This window comes from Arthrobacter silvisoli, assembly GCF_003369445.1.
In the GTDB taxonomy this organism is placed as follows: Bacteria; Actinomycetota; Actinomycetes; order Actinomycetales; family Micrococcaceae; genus Arthrobacter; species Arthrobacter silvisoli.
Genome location: NZ_QRCU01000012.1, coordinates 22001 through 37722 on the forward strand (window position 1 = coordinate 22001; position 15722 = coordinate 37722).

General features: G+C 65.9%; 15 protein-coding genes. 7 read left to right on the forward strand and 8 right to left on the reverse strand.

What is annotated here, in order from left to right; all coding sequences use genetic code 11:
- Window positions 1-5 precede the first annotated feature (5 nt).
- Window positions 6-521 (reverse strand): DoxX family protein, encoded by a 516-nt coding sequence (locus DWV11_RS01970; RefSeq protein WP_115787224.1) that lies wholly within the window; start codon window positions 519-521, stop codon window positions 6-8.
- A 266-nt stretch (window positions 522-787) separates the two neighbouring features.
- Between DWV11_RS01970 and DWV11_RS01975 the strand changes: the two genes are divergently transcribed.
- Both DWV11_RS01975 and rsrA read left to right on the forward strand, forming a co-directional pair.
- On the forward strand, window positions 788-1525 hold the full coding sequence (locus DWV11_RS01975; protein ID WP_245953393.1) for a sigma-70 family RNA polymerase sigma factor: 738 nt from the start codon (window positions 788-790) through the stop codon (window positions 1523-1525).
- On the forward strand, window positions 1522-1779 hold the full coding sequence (gene rsrA / locus DWV11_RS01980) for a mycothiol system anti-sigma-R factor (RefSeq protein ID WP_115787226.1): 258 nt from the start codon (window positions 1522-1524) through the stop codon (window positions 1777-1779). Before DWV11_RS01975 ends, rsrA begins: the two co-directional genes overlap by 4 nt.
- Window positions 1780-1853: 74 nt before the next feature.
- Here rsrA and DWV11_RS20600 read toward each other — a convergent pair whose 3' ends face one another.
- From DWV11_RS20600 to DWV11_RS02005, 5 genes are all read right to left on the reverse strand, one after another.
- Window positions 1854-1928, reverse strand: coding sequence for a 50S ribosomal protein bL37 (locus DWV11_RS20600; protein WP_369299106.1), 75 nt, complete (start codon window positions 1926-1928; stop codon window positions 1854-1856).
- A 134-nt stretch (window positions 1929-2062) separates the two neighbouring features.
- On the reverse strand, window positions 2063-2704 hold the full coding sequence (locus DWV11_RS01990) for a PadR family transcriptional regulator (protein ID WP_115787228.1): 642 nt from the start codon (window positions 2702-2704) through the stop codon (window positions 2063-2065).
- Entirely contained in the window at window positions 2704-3558 is an 855-nt protein-coding gene (locus DWV11_RS01995) for a DUF4097 family beta strand repeat-containing protein (RefSeq protein ID WP_115787229.1), read from the reverse strand. Before DWV11_RS01995 ends, DWV11_RS01990 begins: the two co-directional genes overlap by 1 nt.
- A gap of 94 nt (window positions 3559-3652) precedes the next feature.
- Complete coding sequence (locus DWV11_RS02000; protein WP_115787230.1) at window positions 3653-4252, reverse strand: GDSL-type esterase/lipase family protein; 600 nt, start codon at window positions 4250-4252, stop codon at window positions 3653-3655.
- A gap of 133 nt (window positions 4253-4385) precedes the next feature.
- Complete coding sequence (locus DWV11_RS02005; protein WP_115787231.1) at window positions 4386-8189, reverse strand: multifunctional oxoglutarate decarboxylase/oxoglutarate dehydrogenase thiamine pyrophosphate-binding subunit/dihydrolipoyllysine-residue succinyltransferase subunit; 3804 nt, start codon at window positions 8187-8189, stop codon at window positions 4386-4388.
- A gap of 477 nt (window positions 8190-8666) precedes the next feature.
- Between DWV11_RS02005 and DWV11_RS02010 the strand changes: the two genes are divergently transcribed.
- From DWV11_RS02010 to DWV11_RS02030, 5 genes are all read left to right on the forward strand, one after another.
- Window positions 8667-10022 (forward strand): hemolysin family protein, encoded by a 1356-nt coding sequence (locus DWV11_RS02010; RefSeq protein WP_115787232.1) that lies wholly within the window; start codon window positions 8667-8669, stop codon window positions 10020-10022.
- Entirely contained in the window at window positions 10019-11089 is a 1071-nt protein-coding gene (locus tag DWV11_RS02015; protein WP_115787233.1) for a hemolysin family protein, read from the forward strand. The genes DWV11_RS02010 and DWV11_RS02015 overlap by 4 nt, the downstream gene beginning before the upstream one ends.
- A 114-nt stretch (window positions 11090-11203) precedes the next feature.
- On the forward strand, window positions 11204-12157 hold the full coding sequence (locus DWV11_RS02020) for a metal ABC transporter solute-binding protein, Zn/Mn family (protein ID WP_245953394.1): 954 nt from the start codon (window positions 11204-11206) through the stop codon (window positions 12155-12157).
- Window positions 12158-12303: 146 nt separating this feature from the next.
- On the forward strand, window positions 12304-13107 hold the full coding sequence (locus DWV11_RS02025; protein WP_115787234.1) for a metal ABC transporter ATP-binding protein: 804 nt from the start codon (window positions 12304-12306) through the stop codon (window positions 13105-13107).
- Window positions 13107-14015, forward strand: coding sequence for a metal ABC transporter permease (locus DWV11_RS02030; protein WP_115787235.1), 909 nt, complete (start codon window positions 13107-13109; stop codon window positions 14013-14015). The genes DWV11_RS02025 and DWV11_RS02030 overlap by 1 nt, the downstream gene beginning before the upstream one ends.
- 21 nt (window positions 14016-14036) lie before the next feature.
- Here the strand turns inward: DWV11_RS02030 and DWV11_RS02035 are convergent, their stop codons facing one another.
- Both DWV11_RS02035 and DWV11_RS02040 read right to left on the reverse strand, forming a co-directional pair.
- A complete protein-coding gene (locus tag DWV11_RS02035; protein WP_115787236.1) occupies window positions 14037-14510 on the reverse strand; it encodes a Fur family transcriptional regulator in 474 nt (157 codons plus the stop codon).
- A gap of 67 nt (window positions 14511-14577) precedes the next feature.
- Window positions 14578-15525, reverse strand: a complete 948-nt coding sequence (locus DWV11_RS02040; protein WP_115787237.1) for an Ig-like domain-containing protein — start codon at window positions 15523-15525, stop codon at window positions 14578-14580.
- Window positions 15526-15722 lie beyond the last annotated feature (197 nt).

The following is a 15722-nucleotide window of genomic DNA, read 5'->3' on the forward strand; positions in this document are numbered from 1 at the left end:
GTTCTTTATGCTCCAACTGTTTTGTCTACTGCCTTGCGGACGGCGCGGTCCGCCTTCTTCAGCTGCTTGCCGCCGGCCTTGCGGGCGTCCATGGCGAGGTGCTCGGCGCGCCAGGCAAGGCTCGGCCTGCCCGCGGTGTCGACGGCGGCGAGCAGCGCTCCGCCGGTCAGCGAAATGTTCTTCAACAGCTGGGCGCGGCGTTCCAGGCGGCCTTCCTTCGTGCTGATGTCTGCCGAACGCCATTCGACGAAAGTGTTCAGGCCGGAGATGACCGCCAGCAGGCCGGCGGAGAAACGGGGCAGTTTGCCGAGCGCGAGCAGGGCTCCGGCACCGAGTTGGGTGCCGCCGATCACGCGCGCAATCAGCTTCTCGTCGGCAGGGAAGGGGAGGGAATCAGAGGCACGGCGCAGCAGCGGGGAGAGCTGTTTGGCAGTATCGTCCGTGTTCTTGAGCTTGTCGATTCCTGAAACCACGAAGCTTGAGGCCAGCATCGGCCGGGCGGGAAAACGGATGAGGGACATGTCTTGCCTCCTGGATGGCTTGCCACAACGGTCAAGGGTGCAGTCGCCTCTAGTCTTGCATCTTTGCGGAATATTTGCCCGGGAGGGGCAGTTGTGAGTAGAAGGTGTGGCAGCGCGCGGGGAAGTCCGCGTGCCAACGCCTGCGAAGCCAGTATCGAGGGGAAGGAGCCGCTTTCTTGAGCTTGGTGAAAGATCGTCAGGAAGTGCCGGCACCGGAGCGGGAGCCGGGGAAAGGTGCGCGCCGGGTGACAGTAGACTTGAACGCAATGAGCACCTTGGACCCGGCCGCAGCGGCCATGTACGAAGCAGCGGAGCACCCCCGGGAGGGCGTGCAGGATGCCGCTGAAGAGTCCGGCCCCGGCGTCGTCATCGACGTCGCAAGCGAAACGCCCGAACAGCGGCGGGCCCGCTTCGAACGGGATGCCATGCAGTACGTCGACCAGCTCTACTCGGCGGCCATGCGCATGGCGCGGAACCCTTCGGATGCGGAGGACCTGGTGCAGGAGGCCTACACCAAGGCCTTTTCGGCGTTCCACCAGTACAACCCAGGGACAAACCTCAAGGCGTGGTTGTACCGGATCCTGACGAACACCTACATCAACCTGTACCGGAAGCGGCAGCGCGAACCGCTGCAATCGAACTCGGACACGATTGAGGACTGGCAGCTTGCCAGGGCCGAATCGCACACGTCGACGGGCCTGCGCTCGGCTGAGGCGGAAGCCTTGGACCACCTTCCCGATTCGGACGTCAAGCGTGCGCTGCAGGCCATTCCCGAGGAATTCCGGCTCGCGGTGTACTTCGCGGACGTCGAAGGCTTCGCCTACAAGGAAATTTCGGACATCATGAACACCCCCATCGGAACGGTCATGTCCCGGCTCCACCGCGGCAGGAAGATGCTGCGCGAACTGCTGGCCGACTATGCCGCCGAACGGGGAATCAGGGGCGCCACGGACACCCCCGCCGGGGACGCCGCCGCAAGCAATACACAGGAGAAACGGAAATGAGCTGCCAAGGACTGGGCGACTGCGACGATGCGCGGATGCAGCGCATCTATGAATACCTTGACGGTGCGCTGACCCGGGAGGACATCGCCGAGATCAAGCAGCACCTGCAGGAGTGCCCCGAGTGCACCGAGGAGTACGACCTGGAGTGCGTCATCCGCACGGTGGTCAAGCGGTCCTGCACAGAGTCTGCCCCGGAGAACCTCAAGAACTCCATCCTGGATCGCATCCATTCAATGAACGCAGCGGAAGTCTAGGCCCGGTTGACCGTTCCACAGGAAGAGCCCCGGAAACCATCAGGTTTCCGGGGCTCTTCCTTTGCTCCAACAACTCAGGTGTTGGGACGCTTGCCGTGGTTTGCGCCGCCGCGCTTACGGTCACGACGCTTGCGTGCACGCTTGCTCATAGCCGGCCTCCTTCGTTTCTTGTACTCAACAAAGCTGCCCTCCAGTCTCCCACACGCGGGGCCCGGCCCGCGAACCGGCCGGCGGCGGGAGAAGACCGGATGGCCGGCGTCGGGCACGCGTGCCGGGATCGGCATCAGGGCCGTATGGAATTCCTGATGGCGATGCGTGCCTGGTCCAGCACGGTGCGCACTGTCTCCAAGGCGACGGGGGTCAGGTGCGCGCTCCCGGCATGCCTGCGCAGTTCAACCCGCATGTCGTCCCGGAAGGACTGCACCATCAGTTCCGCCTCCTTCAGGAGCCGGGTATTCTCTGCCGAATGCCGCGCTGCTTCGGGGGGTGCTCCGGGGGCGCTTCGCCCCGGACCGGCTCCTGCCGGCACAGCGGCGGCCCTGGCGGCCTCTGCACTGGCCGCCAAGTCCGCCCGCAGGCCGCGCATGTTGCTGCGGATGTCCTCCCGCAGTTCGTCCGCCAAGCGCCGCACCGATGCCGAAATTGCCGCTTCGACCTCCGCCAGTTCTGCGCGCCTGCTGTCCAGTTCGGCCAGTCCTGCCGGTGTGATCGAATAGTTGGTGCGGCGCCCGTCGTTCTCCGTGGCCACCAGGCCTTCCTCCTCCAGCTTGCCTAACCGGGGGTAGACCGTGCCGGCGCTGGGGGAGTAGGTGCCGCCGAAGCGCTCACCGAGCGCCTTGATGATCTCGTAGCCGTGCTTCGGGCCGGACTCCAGCAGGGCCAGCAGGTAGAGCCGGAGGGCTCCGTGGGCGAAGACCGGTGGCATCAGAACCCGCCCCCGGGCACCCGCCCGCCGGCCGCCGTCGACCCGGTGGCGGCGGCGCTGCCGTGGATGACATAGGTCTTGCCGGACACGGAGTTGCTCCGTACCAAAGTGATCCGCTCCCTCGGGCCCACTGTCGCCTGCACGTTGCTGCCGGGATGGTCATGGAGCTGTCCATCGATCACCACGGCGCCGCTCGCCGACTTCGCGGCGACATCCGCGCCGATGTCCCGGGGCAGGCGCACCGTGACGTCGCCGGACACCGAATGGGCGGCGATGTCGCGGGTATGGCCGTGCAGGTCGAAGCTGAGGTCCCCGCTGACCGTCGTGGCGCGGACGTTGCTGAAATCGCCGGAGGCGGTCACCTCACCGGAGACACTCTTGGCCGTCATCACCCCGTGGTGGCCGCGGGCAATGACTTCGCCGCTGACGGTGTTCACGTGCAGTTCGCCGCTGGTGTCGTCCGAAAGCACAGAACCGGAGACGGTGTTGAGCTTGATGGTGCCTGAAGTCCCGGAGACCATGCCGTCCCCGCTGACCGTGCCGGCTTCCACCGTGATGCCGGCCGGGACGGCGATGCCGATGACGACCGTGTTGGTGCTGGTGTTGCTGACCGTGTCCATGAGCTTGCGGAACCACCCCTGCGGCCCGTGGAGCTGATGGCGGACCTCGAGGCGGCCGTCGACGACGGTGACAATGAGCGGATCGCCTGCGATCTCCGATACTTCGATGCGGGCCGTGGCTTCGTCATGGGTGACGATGTCGAAGCGGCCCTTGACGATACCCAGCCTGAGTGAGCGGACGCCGTCGACGTCGATCGTCTGCGGGCCGGTGACGGTCCAGTTCTGTTCTGACATGACCCCTCCAGGAGTTGCGATATATCGCGTTTATGAAGACACGATATATCGCAATCCCAGGGAGAGCAATGGTTTCCTCGAAGGGACGCTGTTCCTACTCGGGCTGGGCGATCCTCAGCCACTGGAACCAGCCGCGATGCAGCACCAGCCACGCCATCAGGCCGTAGCCCGCTTGGCCGGGAGTGCCGCCATTCGAGGCGAGGTCGGTGCGCCACTGTTCGTGGTTGAGCAGGGGCGAGAAGGTGTCGACATAATGGTGGTTGCGGCGGGTGGTGACATCGGAGAAGGCGGCGTTGAGTTCGGCGAGGCGCCGGTTGCGTGTCGGATCCAGGCCGGGCGGCGGGCCCACCACGAACACCTCGACGTTGTTCTGGCTGGCTCCGTCCAGGATGTTGGCGAGGTTGAGCCGGCTCCGGGCCGTGGAGAGGCCGAACTCGATGTCGCGGGCGGACAGGCCGATCACCAGGCGGTTTTCGTGGGAGTCGCTGAAGCGGCGGCCTGCTTCGTCCAGCCAGCGGCCGGCGAGGCCTTCGGTGCCCTCCATGGGGCAGGGGAGTGAATAGCTCTCCACGGCGACCGAGTCCTGGGGCGTCCGGGCAAGCACCCGTCCCAGCCAGCCCAGTGCACGGGGATCGCCGAGCCCTGCGAGCAGTTCATCTCCAACAGCCGCGATGCGCAGCTTCCTGTCTTCCACCTGTTACCTCTTCACCAACGTTGCGGTCCATGCCGGGTGCCTGGCAGCCGGAGCGGCCTGGCATATCTACCCATTTAAACAGAAGTGCCCGGCAGGAGCTTGTTTCGAAGCTCCGGCCGGGCACCCTTGTTGTTTACTTGCGTTCGAAGGCCTGCTTGAGCAGTGTGCTCTGCTCGGCTGCGTGGCGCTTCATGGAACCGGCGGCCGTGGAGGCCGACGCCGGACGCGACACCAGGCGGACCTTGCGGTCCAGGGCCTGAGGCAGGTTCAGGCCGATGAACGGCCACGGACCCTGGTTCGCGGGCTCGTCCTGGGCCCAGACGACCTCGGCGTTCGGGTACTTCGCCAGCTCGGCCTCGATTTCCGCCTGCGGCAGCGGGTAGAGCTGCTCCACGCGGATGATCGCCGTCGAGGTGTCGCCGGACTTCTGGCGGCTGGACAGCAGGTCGTAGTACAGGCGGCCGGAGACCAGCAGCACGCGGTCCACGTTCTGCAGGGCCTCGTGCTCGCCGATGACCGGCTTGAAGCCGCCCGAGGTGAAGTCCTCGACGGCGGACGCCGCGGCCTTCAGGCGAAGCAGCTGCTTCGGCGTGAAGATGATGAGCGGCTTCCGTGGCCGGCTGTAGGCCTGGCGGCGCAGCAGGTGGAAGTGCGAGGCAGCGGTGGTCGGGTTCGCGACCACCATGTTGTCCTCGGCGCACAGCTGCAGGAAGCGCTCGATGCGGGCGGAGGAGTGGTCCGGACCCTGGCCCTCGTAGCCGTGCGGCAGCATAAGCACGAGCGAAGAACGCTGGCCCCACTTCTGCTCGGCCGAGGAGATGAACTCATCGATGATGGTCTGGGCGCCGTTGACGAAGTCGCCGAACTGGGCCTCCCACAGCACGAGGGCGTCCGGGCGTTCCACGGAGTAGCCGTACTCGAAGCCCATGGCGGCGTATTCGGACAGCAGGGAATCGTAGATCCACAGCTTGGCCTGGTCGTCGCTGAGCTTGCCCAGAGGCATCCACTCGCTGCCGTTGAGGCGGTCGTGGAAGACGGCGTGGCGCTGCACGAAGGTGCCGCGTCGCGAATCCTGGCCGGCGAGGCGGACCGGGACGCCTTCCATGATGAGCGAACCGAACGCCGCGATTTCGCCGAAGCCCCAGTCGATGCCGCCTTCGCGGGACATCTGCTCGCGCTTCTCGAGGAGCTGCTTGAGCTTGGAGTGGACGGTGAAGTCCTCCGGGATCTCGAGGTGGGCGCGGCCGATGTGCTGCAGCACCTCGCCGGAGATGGCGGTGGACGTCGGGGAGTTCGTTCCGGAGTCCGCCTGCTGTGCGATCGGGCGCTCGATGCCCGACACTGCGGCGGAGTCGGCGGTGACGATCGGAATGGGCGAGGTCTGGGCGGCGTGCGTCTCGGCGAAGACGCGCTCCAGGCGCTCCTGGTAGTCGCGGAGCAGCTGCTCTGCTTCTTCCTCGGTGATGTCGCCACGGCCGATCAGGGACTCGGTGTACAGCTTGCGGACCGAGCGCTTCGCCTCGATCAGGTTGTACATCAGCGGCTGCGTCATCGAGGGGTCGTCGCCCTCGTTGTGGCCACGGCGGCGGTAGCACACCATGTCCACGATGACGTCCTTGTGGAAGCGCTGGCGGAACTCGTAGGCCAGTTGTGCCACGCGGACCACGGCCTCGGGGTCGTCGCCGTTCACGTGGAACACCGGTGCCTGGATCATCTTCGCGACGTCCGTGGAGTACGTGGAGGAACGCGAGGAGGACGGCGCGGTGGTGAAGCCCACCTGGTTGTTCACGATGATGTGGATGGTGCCGCCGGTGCGGTAGCCCCGCAGCTGGGACAGGTTCAGGGTTTCGGCAACCACGCCCTGGCCGGCGAATGCGGCATCGCCGTGGACCATGATCGGCAGGACCGGGAAGGTCTCGCCCTGGTCCAGACGGTCCTGCTTGGCGCGGACGATGCCCTCGAGGACCGAGTCCACGGCCTCCAGGTGCGAGGGGTTTGCGGCGAGGTAGACCTTGGTCTGCTTGCCGTTGTCCGAGGTGAACGTGCCCTCGGTGCCCAGGTGGTATTTGACGTCGCCGGAGCCCTGCACGGAGCGGGGGTCCTGCGTGCCCTCGAACTCACGGAAGACCTGGGCATAGGTCTTGCCCGCGATGTTGGTCAGCACGTTGAGGCGGCCGCGGTGGGCCATGCCGATCGCGACCTCGTCGAGTCCGTCGTCGGCGGCGTCGGAAATGATGGTGTCCAGCAGCGGGATCAGGGATTCGCCGCCTTCAAGGGAGAAACGCTTCTGGCCGACGAACTTGGTCTGCAGGAAGGTTTCGAACGCCTCGGCAGCATTGAGCTTGGAGACGATGCGCAGTTGCTCTTCGCGGCTCGGCTTGGAGTACGGGTGTTCGAGCTGGTCCTGGAACCACTGGCGTTCCTTGGGCTCCTGGATGTGCATGTATTCGATGCCCGTGGTGCGGCAGTAGGCATCGCGCAGCACGCCCAGGATGTCGCGGAACTTCAGCATCGGCTTGCCGCCGAAGCCGCCCGTGGGCCATTCGCGGTCCAGGTCCCAGAGGGTCAGACCGTAGGTCAGGACGTCGAGGTCGGGGTGCTTGCGCTGGACGTACTCCAGCGGGTTGGTGTCAGCCATGAGGTGGCCACGGACCCGGTAGGAGTGGATCAACTGCTGGATGCGGGCAACCTTGTTGATCTCGTCGGCCGGGTCGACCTGGAGGTCGGGGCTCCAGCGGACGGGCTCGTACGGAATGCGCAGGGCCTCGAAGATCTCGTCGTAGAAGTTCTGCGCACCCAGCAACAGCTGGTGGACCAGCTTGAGGAACTCGCCGCTGCCCGCACCCTGGATGACGCGGTGGTCGTAGGTGGAAGTCAGCGTGAGGATCTTGCTGATGGCGTTCTGGGCGATGATCTTCTCGCTGGCGCCCTGCCATTCGGCCGGGTAGTCGAGGGCGCCGACACCGATGATGGCCGCCTGGCCCTTGGAAAGGCGAGGAACGGAGTGCACCGTGCCGATGCCGCCCGGGTTGGTGAGGGAGACCGTGGTGCCGGCGTGGTCGTCGGCCGTGAGCTTGCCGTTGCGGGCACGCTTGATGAGGTCCTCGTAGGTGTGCCAGAACTCCGAGAAGTTCATGGTTTCCGCCTTCTTGATGTTCGGAACCATCAGGAGGCGGGTGCCGTCGGGCTTGGGCATGTCGATTGCGATGCCGAAGTTGACGTGCGCGGGCTGGACGGCCACGGGCTTGCCGTCCACCTCGTCGTAGTACACGTTCATGGACGGGAACTGGGAGAGCGCCCGCACTACGGCGTAACCGATGATGTGCGTGAAGGAGACCTTGCCGCCGCGGGCGCGGGCGAGGTTGGAGTTGATGACAACGCGGTTGTCGATCAGCAGCTTGGCCGGAACGGCGCGGACGCTGGTGGCCGTCGGCACTTCCAGGCTCGTCACCATGTTGGCGGCGATCGCCTTTGCCGGGCCGCGGAGGACGGAAACGACGTCCTCCTCGGGCGGCGTGGGTGCCTTGGTGCTCTTGGGGAGCTGGGCCGGGATGGGCTGGGCCTGCCCGGCGGCCGGCTTCTGCGCGCCGTCTTTGGCGACAGTGGCCGGGGCCTTCTTGGCCGGTGCTGCGGGAGCGGCCGGCGCAGCAGCCGGTGCCGGCGTGGCGGGCGAAGCTGCAGGCGCCGGTGCGGGCGCCGTTGCCGTGGGCGCCGGGGCCTGTGCTACGACCGGAAGTTCTCGGGTTGCCGGGTTTGCGGGGGCGGCGGAGGTTCCGTTGGAAGAAGTGCCGTCAGCGGTGGTGAAGGATTCGAAGAGGGGCCACCATTTGGCGTCGACCGAATTCTTGTCCTGCTGGTACCGCTCGTACAGTTCGTCAACGAGCCACTCGTTTCCGCCAAATTCCTCTGGTAGACGGTGGCTTGGCTGCTCTGGCACTTGAAATACGCCTCTTCCATGAGTGTTGATGTCCAGCTGACCCGGTGGAATTGCCTGAAAAAACGACTCGGGCCAGGGTCCGGTCCCTCGGGCTCAGACCCTTGCCAGTCTAGTGACGGACGGCGCCTGTCTGCCAATAGTGGTGACCTAAATCATGTCTGTGCTACGAAGTGAACCACGGGCGCCGCCGCGCGGCGCTGCCGACCGGGCAAAACCCGCGGCTGAAGTACACGGGCCGGGCTGTAGACTGGAGCCCTTATGGACAGTAATTCCAGGTGCCGGCCTGGACGCTGCGGGGGAAGCCGATCGGCTGTCCTTCCCCGGGCATTCCACAGCGCCGGCAATACCCGTACACATGCCCATCCCGCGCCCTCTGCCGCCTCCGGCGGCGCTGCGCCCCAGTCCTCGGCAGCGGCTGACCAGCCTCCGCCGGCGCGTTCTTCCCGATCCTCCCGGCGAACCGGTGGTGGGGCCTGAATGGAATGGCTCCTGCTCCTTGCCGGCCTTCTCCTGATCCTTGGCACTGGCTTCTTCGTCGCCGTCGAATTCTCCCTGGTGGCCCTCGACCAGACATCGGTCCAGCGCGCGGTCGACGACGGCGACCACGCCGCACGGCCCCTGCTCAAGTGCCTCAAATCCTTGTCCACGCAGCTTTCCAGCTGCCAGTTGGGCATCACCCTGACCACCCTGCTGACGGGTTTCGTGATGGAGCCCTCCGTCGGCGAACTCCTGCACGGCCCGCTCGTGCTGGTCGGCGCGCCGGAGGCCGCCGCCCGCTCGGTGTCACTTTTCATCGCCATGGTGTTTGCCACCCTGCTTTCGATGCTGATCGGTGAGCTCGTGCCGAAGAACCTCGCGATCGCCCAGGCGTTCCCGGTCGGCAAAGCGCTGGCCCGCCCGCAGCTGATCTTCACCGCCGTCTTCAAGCCCGCCATCCTGCTGCTCAACGGTTTCTCGAACCGGGTCCTGCATCTTTTCGGCCTTGAAGCCAAGGAAGAGATTTCCGGTGCGCGTTCGCCCGCGGAACTGGCATCGCTCGTGCGGCGCTCGGCGGAGCTCGGAACGCTCGACGCCGGAACGGCCAACTTCGTGGCCCGCACCCTGAGGTTCGCCGAACGAACCGCGGCCGACGTCATGACGCCGCGCATCCGGATGGAGACGATCGGTGCCGGGCAGCCGGTCACCGACATCATTGATGCCGCCCGCCGGACCGGGTATTCCCGGTTTCCCGTCATCGGAGACTCTGCCGACGACATCCGCGGAGTGGTCCACGTCAAGAAGGCCGTGGCCGTTCCGCGCGAACGCCGCAACGGACTGGAGGCCGGGGCGATCATGGCCGAGGTGCTCCGGGTCCCGGAGACCATCCACCTGGATGCACTGCTGTCCGAACTGCGCGAGGGTAACCTCCAGTTGGCTGTGGTGCTGGACGAATACGGGGGCACGGCAGGCATCGCCACCCTCGAGGACCTCGTGGAGGAAATCGTGGGGGAGGTGGCCGATGAGCACGACCGGGTGCGTCCCGGCCTGCTGCAAAGTGCCTCCGGCGACTGGTACTTCCCGGGCCTTCTGCGCCCGGATGAAGTGTCCGAACAGATTCCGGGGCTGACCGTCCCCGACGATCCCGCCTATGAGACGGTGGGCGGCTACGTCATGAGCCGGCTGGGCCGGATCGCAGTGACGGGGGACGTCGTTGAAGCAGGCGGCGGAACCCTTTCGGTCACCCGGATGGACGGCCGCAGGATCGACCGCATCTGCTTCAGGCCCGCTCCGCCGGACGGTCCGGACGGTGACCCCGGACGGAGCGGCCGGGCCGTGAAGGGGGCGACGGCATGAGCGACTGGACTGGAATCCTCTGGCTTGTCTTCCTGCTGATCGGCAATGCCTTCTTTGTCGGTGCCGAGTTCGCCGTCATGTCGGCACGGCGCAGCCAGATCGAACCGCTGGCGGAGGCAGGATCCAAGCGTGCCAGGACTACCCTGCACGCCATGGAGAACGTTTCGCTCATGCTGGCGTGCGCCCAACTGGGCATCACGGTGTGCTCACTGTTGATCCTGCAAGTGGCCGAGCCCGCCATCCACCACCTGTTGGCCGAACCGCTCGAAGCGCTCGGCTCCCCGCACGAACTGGCCGATGCCGCAGCCTTCACCGCCGCGCTGCTGGTGGTGACCTTCCTGCACGTGACGTTCGGCGAGATGGTTCCGAAGAACATCTCGGTCTCCGTGGCCGACAGGGCTGCGCTGCTCCTGGCGCCGCCCCTGGTCCACATCGCCCGTTTCGTGAAGCCGGTGATCTGGACCCTCAACTGGAGCGCCAACCACATCCTGCGCATGCTGCGGGTCGAGCCGAAGGATGAGGTGACGTCCTCCTTCACGCTTGAGGAAGTGCAGTCCATTGTGCAGGAATCCACGCGGCACGGGCTGGTGGCCGACGACTCCGGGCTGCTCAGCGGTGCCCTGGAATTCTCGGCGCACACTGCCGCGCACATCATGGTTCCCGTGGACAAGCTCGTGACCCTCAAGCCGGGATCCACCCCGCGGGAGCTGGAGAAGGCCGTCAGCCGCACCGGATTCTCCCGCTTCCCGCTGCTGGACGACGACGGCGGGCTGGCCGGATACCTTCACATCAAGGATGTGCTGTCCATACCTGAAGAAGGGCAGAAGCATCCGATCTCCGAAGGCAGGATCCGCTCCCTGGCCAACATTGCGCCCGACGACGAAATCGAGGATGCGCTGGCGGTCATGCAGCGGACCGGCTCGCACCTGGCCCGTGTGGTGGACCCGGCCGGGGCGACCCTTGGCGTGCTCTTCCTGGAAGACGTGATCGAGCAGCTCGTCGGCGAAATCAGGGACGCAACCCAGGCCACGGGCATCCGCCGGCTGGGTGGCGCGGACAACGCCTGAGCCGGCTGGGCGGGATCGAAGGTCTAGCCCTAAATAGGAATCATTCCTATTTAGGGCTAGACTCGTGAGCAACAACCGTCGTCGATTCCCACCTGAGTAGATCTGAGGTTTTCCGTGCGCCGCCCAGTCGCCCGTCTGTCCCTTGCTGCCTCCGCCGGCCTGGCCATCATGCTGTCCGCATGTTCGGCACCCGCCGCAACCTCGCCGTCGTCGTCCACTGCGGACGGAGCCATCCCGGTGGTGACGTCCACGAACGTCTACGGCGACATCGTCAAAAGCATCGGCGGCGACAAGGTCGCCGTGGATTCCATCATCAGCAAGACCAGCCAGGACCCGCACTCCTACGAGGCGAACGCGCAGGACAAACTGGCGGTGTCCAAGGCAAAGCTCCTGGTGGAAAACGGGGGAGGTTACGACGGCTTCCTGCACAAGCTCGCGGACGACACCGGCTTCGACCACGCGAACATCGTCACCGCCGTCGAGGCCACCGGCCTCGCGCCGCATGAGGACGAGGCTTCCCCTGCGGCCGACGACCACGGTCACAGCGCGTTCAACGAACATGTCTGGTACGATCCCGCAGCCATGGGGAAGGTTGCCGACGCCGTGGCCGCCAGGCTTGGCGCCCTGAGGCCGGCGTCCGCGGCGGAATTCACTGCCAACGCAGGCAAGTTCAAATCCGCCCTCGCCGGCATTGCCGGGAAACTCGACGAGATCAAGGCCAAGCACGCCAACACTCCGGTGGCCATCACGGAACCGGTGCCGGTCTACCTCCTGGAAGCCGCCGGTCTGGTCAACAAGACTCCCGAAGAGTACAGCGCCGCCATCGAAGAGGATACCGACGTGTCCCCGGCGGTACTGAAGGAAACCAAAGACCTGTTCACCTCGGGCAGTGTCAAGCTGCTCGCGTACAACGAACAGACGGAGGGCCCGCAGACCGAAGCCGTGAAGGACGCGGCCACGTCGGCCGGCGTCCCGGTGGTGGACTTCACGGAGACGCTTCCGGACGGCAAGGACTACCTGCAATGGATGGCCGGCAACGCCGACGCGCTGGCCGGCGCCCTCAAGTAGGGCCCCGGCCGGACAGCCGGGCTTGGCTGGCTGCTTGGCGGACGGGCAGGACGGCTGCGGCTCGTCAGCAAGTAGACTGGCGTTCGTTGATCCACACCCGGAACGCCTTGACACACATGGACAGAGGATAGTTGTTGACACCCCTAGTGAGCCTTCGCGGAGCCGGCCTGAAATTCGGCAAGAGGGTGCTCTGGGAAGGCCTGGACCTTGAGATCAACACCGGTGAGTTCTTCGCCGTCCTCGGTCCGAACGGCAGCGGCAAGACCAGCTTCCTCAGAGTGCTGCTGGGGCTCCAGGAACTGCATTCCGGTCAGGTGGAACTGGGCGGGCGTCCCGTGGAACGGGGCAGCCGCCGGATCGGCTATATCCCGCAGCAGAAGTCGTTCGCCCCGGACACCCCGTTGCGCGCCCGCGACCTCGTCGGCCTCGGACTGGACGGACACCGCTGGGGCCTGCGGTTGTCCGGCAAACGCGTCAACCGCAGGATCGACGAGCTCCTGGAACTGGTGGGCGCCAGCGACTACGCGAAAGTGCCTCTGGGCCAGCTTTCCGGCGGCGAGCAGCAGCGCCTGCGCGTGGCCCAGGCCCTTGCCTCCGATCCGCAGGTGCTGTTGTGCGACGAGCCTCTGCTGTCCTTGGACCTGCACCACCAACTGGCCGTGAGTGCGCTGATCAACCAGCAGTGCCGTGAACGGAACAGTGCGGTGGTCTTCGTGACCCACGAGATCAACCCCGTCATCGACTACGTGGACCGCGTCCTCTACCTCGCCGGCGGCCAATTCCGGGTGGGCACTCCGGAAGAGGTCATGACCACCGAGGTCCTCTCTGAGCTCTACGACAGCAACGTCGAGGTCATCCGCGCGAACGGGCGGATCGTGGTCGTCGGCCTGCCGGACGCCACCACGCATTTCCATGACGACGCGCACTCGGGATTGGCGGAGGGCCACTGATGGATTTCGGAACGATCCTGCAGACCATCTTCAACTTCGAGAACTACGGAGAACTGCTCCAGCTGGTGCAGAACTCCCTTTGGGCAGGCGCCGTACTGGGGCTGCTGGGCGGCATGGTGGGAACCTTCGTCATGAAGCGGGACCTCGCCTTCGCCGTCCACGGCATCTCCGAGCTCTCCTTCGCGGGCGCGGCGTTCGCGCTGCTGATCGGCGCTGACATAGTTCTCGGCTCCCTCATCGGCTCGGTTGCAGCTGCGCTGCTCCTGGGCGTGATGGGCGTGCGGGCACGCGAGAAGAACTCGATCATCGGCGTCATCATGCCTTTCGGCCTGGGCCTGGGCATCCTCTTCCTGGCCCTCTATGAAGGCCGGGCGGCGAATAAGTTCGGCCTCCTGACGGGGCAGATCGTCTCGGTCGATACCGTCCAGCTGCAGGCCCTGGCCGGGACCGCCGTCGTGGTGATGCTTGTGCTGGCGCTGATGTGGCGGCCGTTGAGCTTCGCGAGCGTGGACCCGGACATGGCCGAAGCCCGCGGGGTGCCCGTGCGCGGCCTGGCGATCGGCTTCATGGTGCTGCTGGGCGTCAGCGTGGCGCTGTCCATCCAGATTGTCGGTGCGCTGTTGGTCCTGGCACTGCTGATCACCCCGGCCGCCGCAGCACTGAAGGTGAGCACCTCGCCGCGGGTGGTGCTGCTGCTGAGCGTTGTCTTCGCGATGACCGCGACCGTCGGTGGGATCCTGCTGGCCCTCGGGAGCAGGATTCCGATCAGCCCGTACGTGACTACCCTCTCGTTCCTGATCTACGTCATTTGCCGGATCATCGGGGGAGTACGGTCCCGGGGCGGCTACAACGGCCGGATCACCCGGACGGCTGTATCGTCACCCGCGCGGGTCAGCACCGGCGCCTGATAAAGTCCGGCCGGGACGGACTTATAGCTCGCCCGCCGCCTTCTTGGCCGTGCACTCCGGGCAGAGGCCAAAGATTTCCACGGTGTGTGCCACTTCGGTGTAGCCGTGTTCCGCGGCGGTCCGCGCAGCCCAGGTCTCGACGGCGGGAGCCTCCACCTCGACCGCCTTGCCGCAGTTGCGGCACAGCAGATGGTGGTGGTGCCCGGTGACCGCGCAGCGGCGGTAGACGGCTTCGCCGTCCGCGTTGCGCAGGACGTCGACCAGGCCTTCGTCGGCGAGCGATTGCAGGATCCGGTAGGCAGTGGCGAGGGAAACCGAAATGCCCTGGTTCTGGAGCAGGCGGTACAACTCCTGGGTACTGACGAAATCGTCGAGTTCATCAAGGGCGGCGCTGACGGCGAGGCGCTGCTTGGTAACCCTTTGCTCCCGCCCCGGCTTGGCGTCGGACGCTGGGTTGCCGGGAGCTTGGGTGGCGGCTTTGGGGCCGGGAGGCATGCGTGGACTCATTTCGCTGTCGGCGTCGTGCAGACACCAAGATTACCAGCCGGCAAGGTGCCCGGACCTAGGGAAGCGGAACGGTGAGGGTTTGTCCCGGAAACCGGATCGGAGCGTAGTGGCTGTCCCCGAAGTAGTCGGCGCTGAAAGTGAACGTCCGGGGCCAGGTTGGCAGCCAGTAGTCGGCGGCGGCTTTTCCTCCGGACACTGATATGGGCAGGCCGAACTCGCTGCCGTCGGAATAGAACTGGACGTACCCGCCCGGCACGGGGGTTCCTGCGCGCTGCGGGGCGAGGGTCACCTCCATGTGGACGGTATACGGGCCCGTCACGGTCGGGGTGAGCGCCGCGTCGAGCGGCAGGGGGTTCGCCGGTGCCAGGACCCGGAGGGACACCGGCTTTGATTCCGGTCCCGTGTAACGGATCACGGACTCGTGCCGGGCCGTCAGCTGATGGATTCCCGCCGGGAGGTAGCCTGCGGTCAGGGTGGCCCGCCAGCCGCGCGAGCCGGGAACGACCGTCCCCTCTCCGATGGACGTCCCGTCGGAGTAGAAGACGATCGGACCGTCCGAATAGCCGGTCAATGCCCGGCCATCATCCGTCGTGACCTGTGCCGTGAGCGTGACCGGCTGGCTGACCGTGATCGATTCCGCGCTGAGGAGAAGCGATGTTTCCGTCCGGGGGCCGGTCCACACCTGATACGGGAATGCCTTTGTTGCAGCCTCGTAGCGGTCGTCCCCTGAGTAGTCCACCGTGTACTGTCGGGTGCCCGTTCTGACAGGAGTGATGTAGAGGCGGATTTCGCCCGCATCGCCTTCGAGGGACTGCGTTTGTGGTGTTGCTCCCTCTTCGTCCATCAGCAGGGTCAGCGTTCCTGTCGGTCCGCCCGGTGCGTCGGAACGAACCACCAGGCTGATGAGGACCTCAACCGGATTGCCCACGAAGGCCCAGGTCGGTTCGTCCAGATGGGATCGGATGTCGACGATGGACCGGGCGGCAGGCATGAGTCCCTCCATAACAAATACCTTTGTTGATGGAAGCCCCCCAGGAACTCCAAGGGTGTTTGCGAAGCACCCTGCGCCAGAGGATACTCCCCCTTCGGGGCAACCGTAAGGCCCGGCTAGCCTTGGGCCGACCCTTCTATAGCTGTCAAGCCCCGCGGGTGCTCGGGTTTGTCGCGTTGAGTGTTCGGTAGATCGATCGGGCGAGATAG

Bases quoted from the DNA above. Each gene is read 5' to 3' on its own strand.
- DWV11_RS01970 (WP_115787224.1), bottom strand. From the start codon at position 521: ATGTCCCTCATCCGTTTTCCCGCCCGGCCGATGCTGGCCTCAAGCTTC.
- DWV11_RS01975 (WP_245953393.1), top strand. From the start codon at position 788: ATGAGCACCTTGGACCCGGCCGCAGCGGCCATGTACGAAGCAGCGGAG.
- rsrA (WP_115787226.1), top strand. From the start codon at position 1,522: ATGAGCTGCCAAGGACTGGGCGACTGCGACGATGCGCGGATGCAGCGC.
- DWV11_RS01990 (WP_115787228.1), bottom strand. From the start codon at position 2,704: ATGCCACCGGTCTTCGCCCACGGAGCCCTCCGGCTCTACCTGCTGGCC.
- DWV11_RS01995 (WP_115787229.1), bottom strand. From the start codon at position 3,558: ATGTCAGAACAGAACTGGACCGTCACCGGCCCGCAGACGATCGACGTC.
- DWV11_RS02010 (WP_115787232.1), top strand. From the start codon at position 8,667: ATGGAATGGCTCCTGCTCCTTGCCGGCCTTCTCCTGATCCTTGGCACT.
- DWV11_RS02015 (WP_115787233.1), top strand. From the start codon at position 10,019: ATGAGCGACTGGACTGGAATCCTCTGGCTTGTCTTCCTGCTGATCGGC.
- DWV11_RS02030 (WP_115787235.1), top strand. From the start codon at position 13,107: ATGGATTTCGGAACGATCCTGCAGACCATCTTCAACTTCGAGAACTAC.
- DWV11_RS02035 (WP_115787236.1), bottom strand. From the start codon at position 14,510: ATGCCTCCCGGCCCCAAAGCCGCCACCCAAGCTCCCGGCAACCCAGCG.
- DWV11_RS02040 (WP_115787237.1), bottom strand. From the start codon at position 15,525: ATGGAGGGACTCATGCCTGCCGCCCGGTCCATCGTCGACATCCGATCC.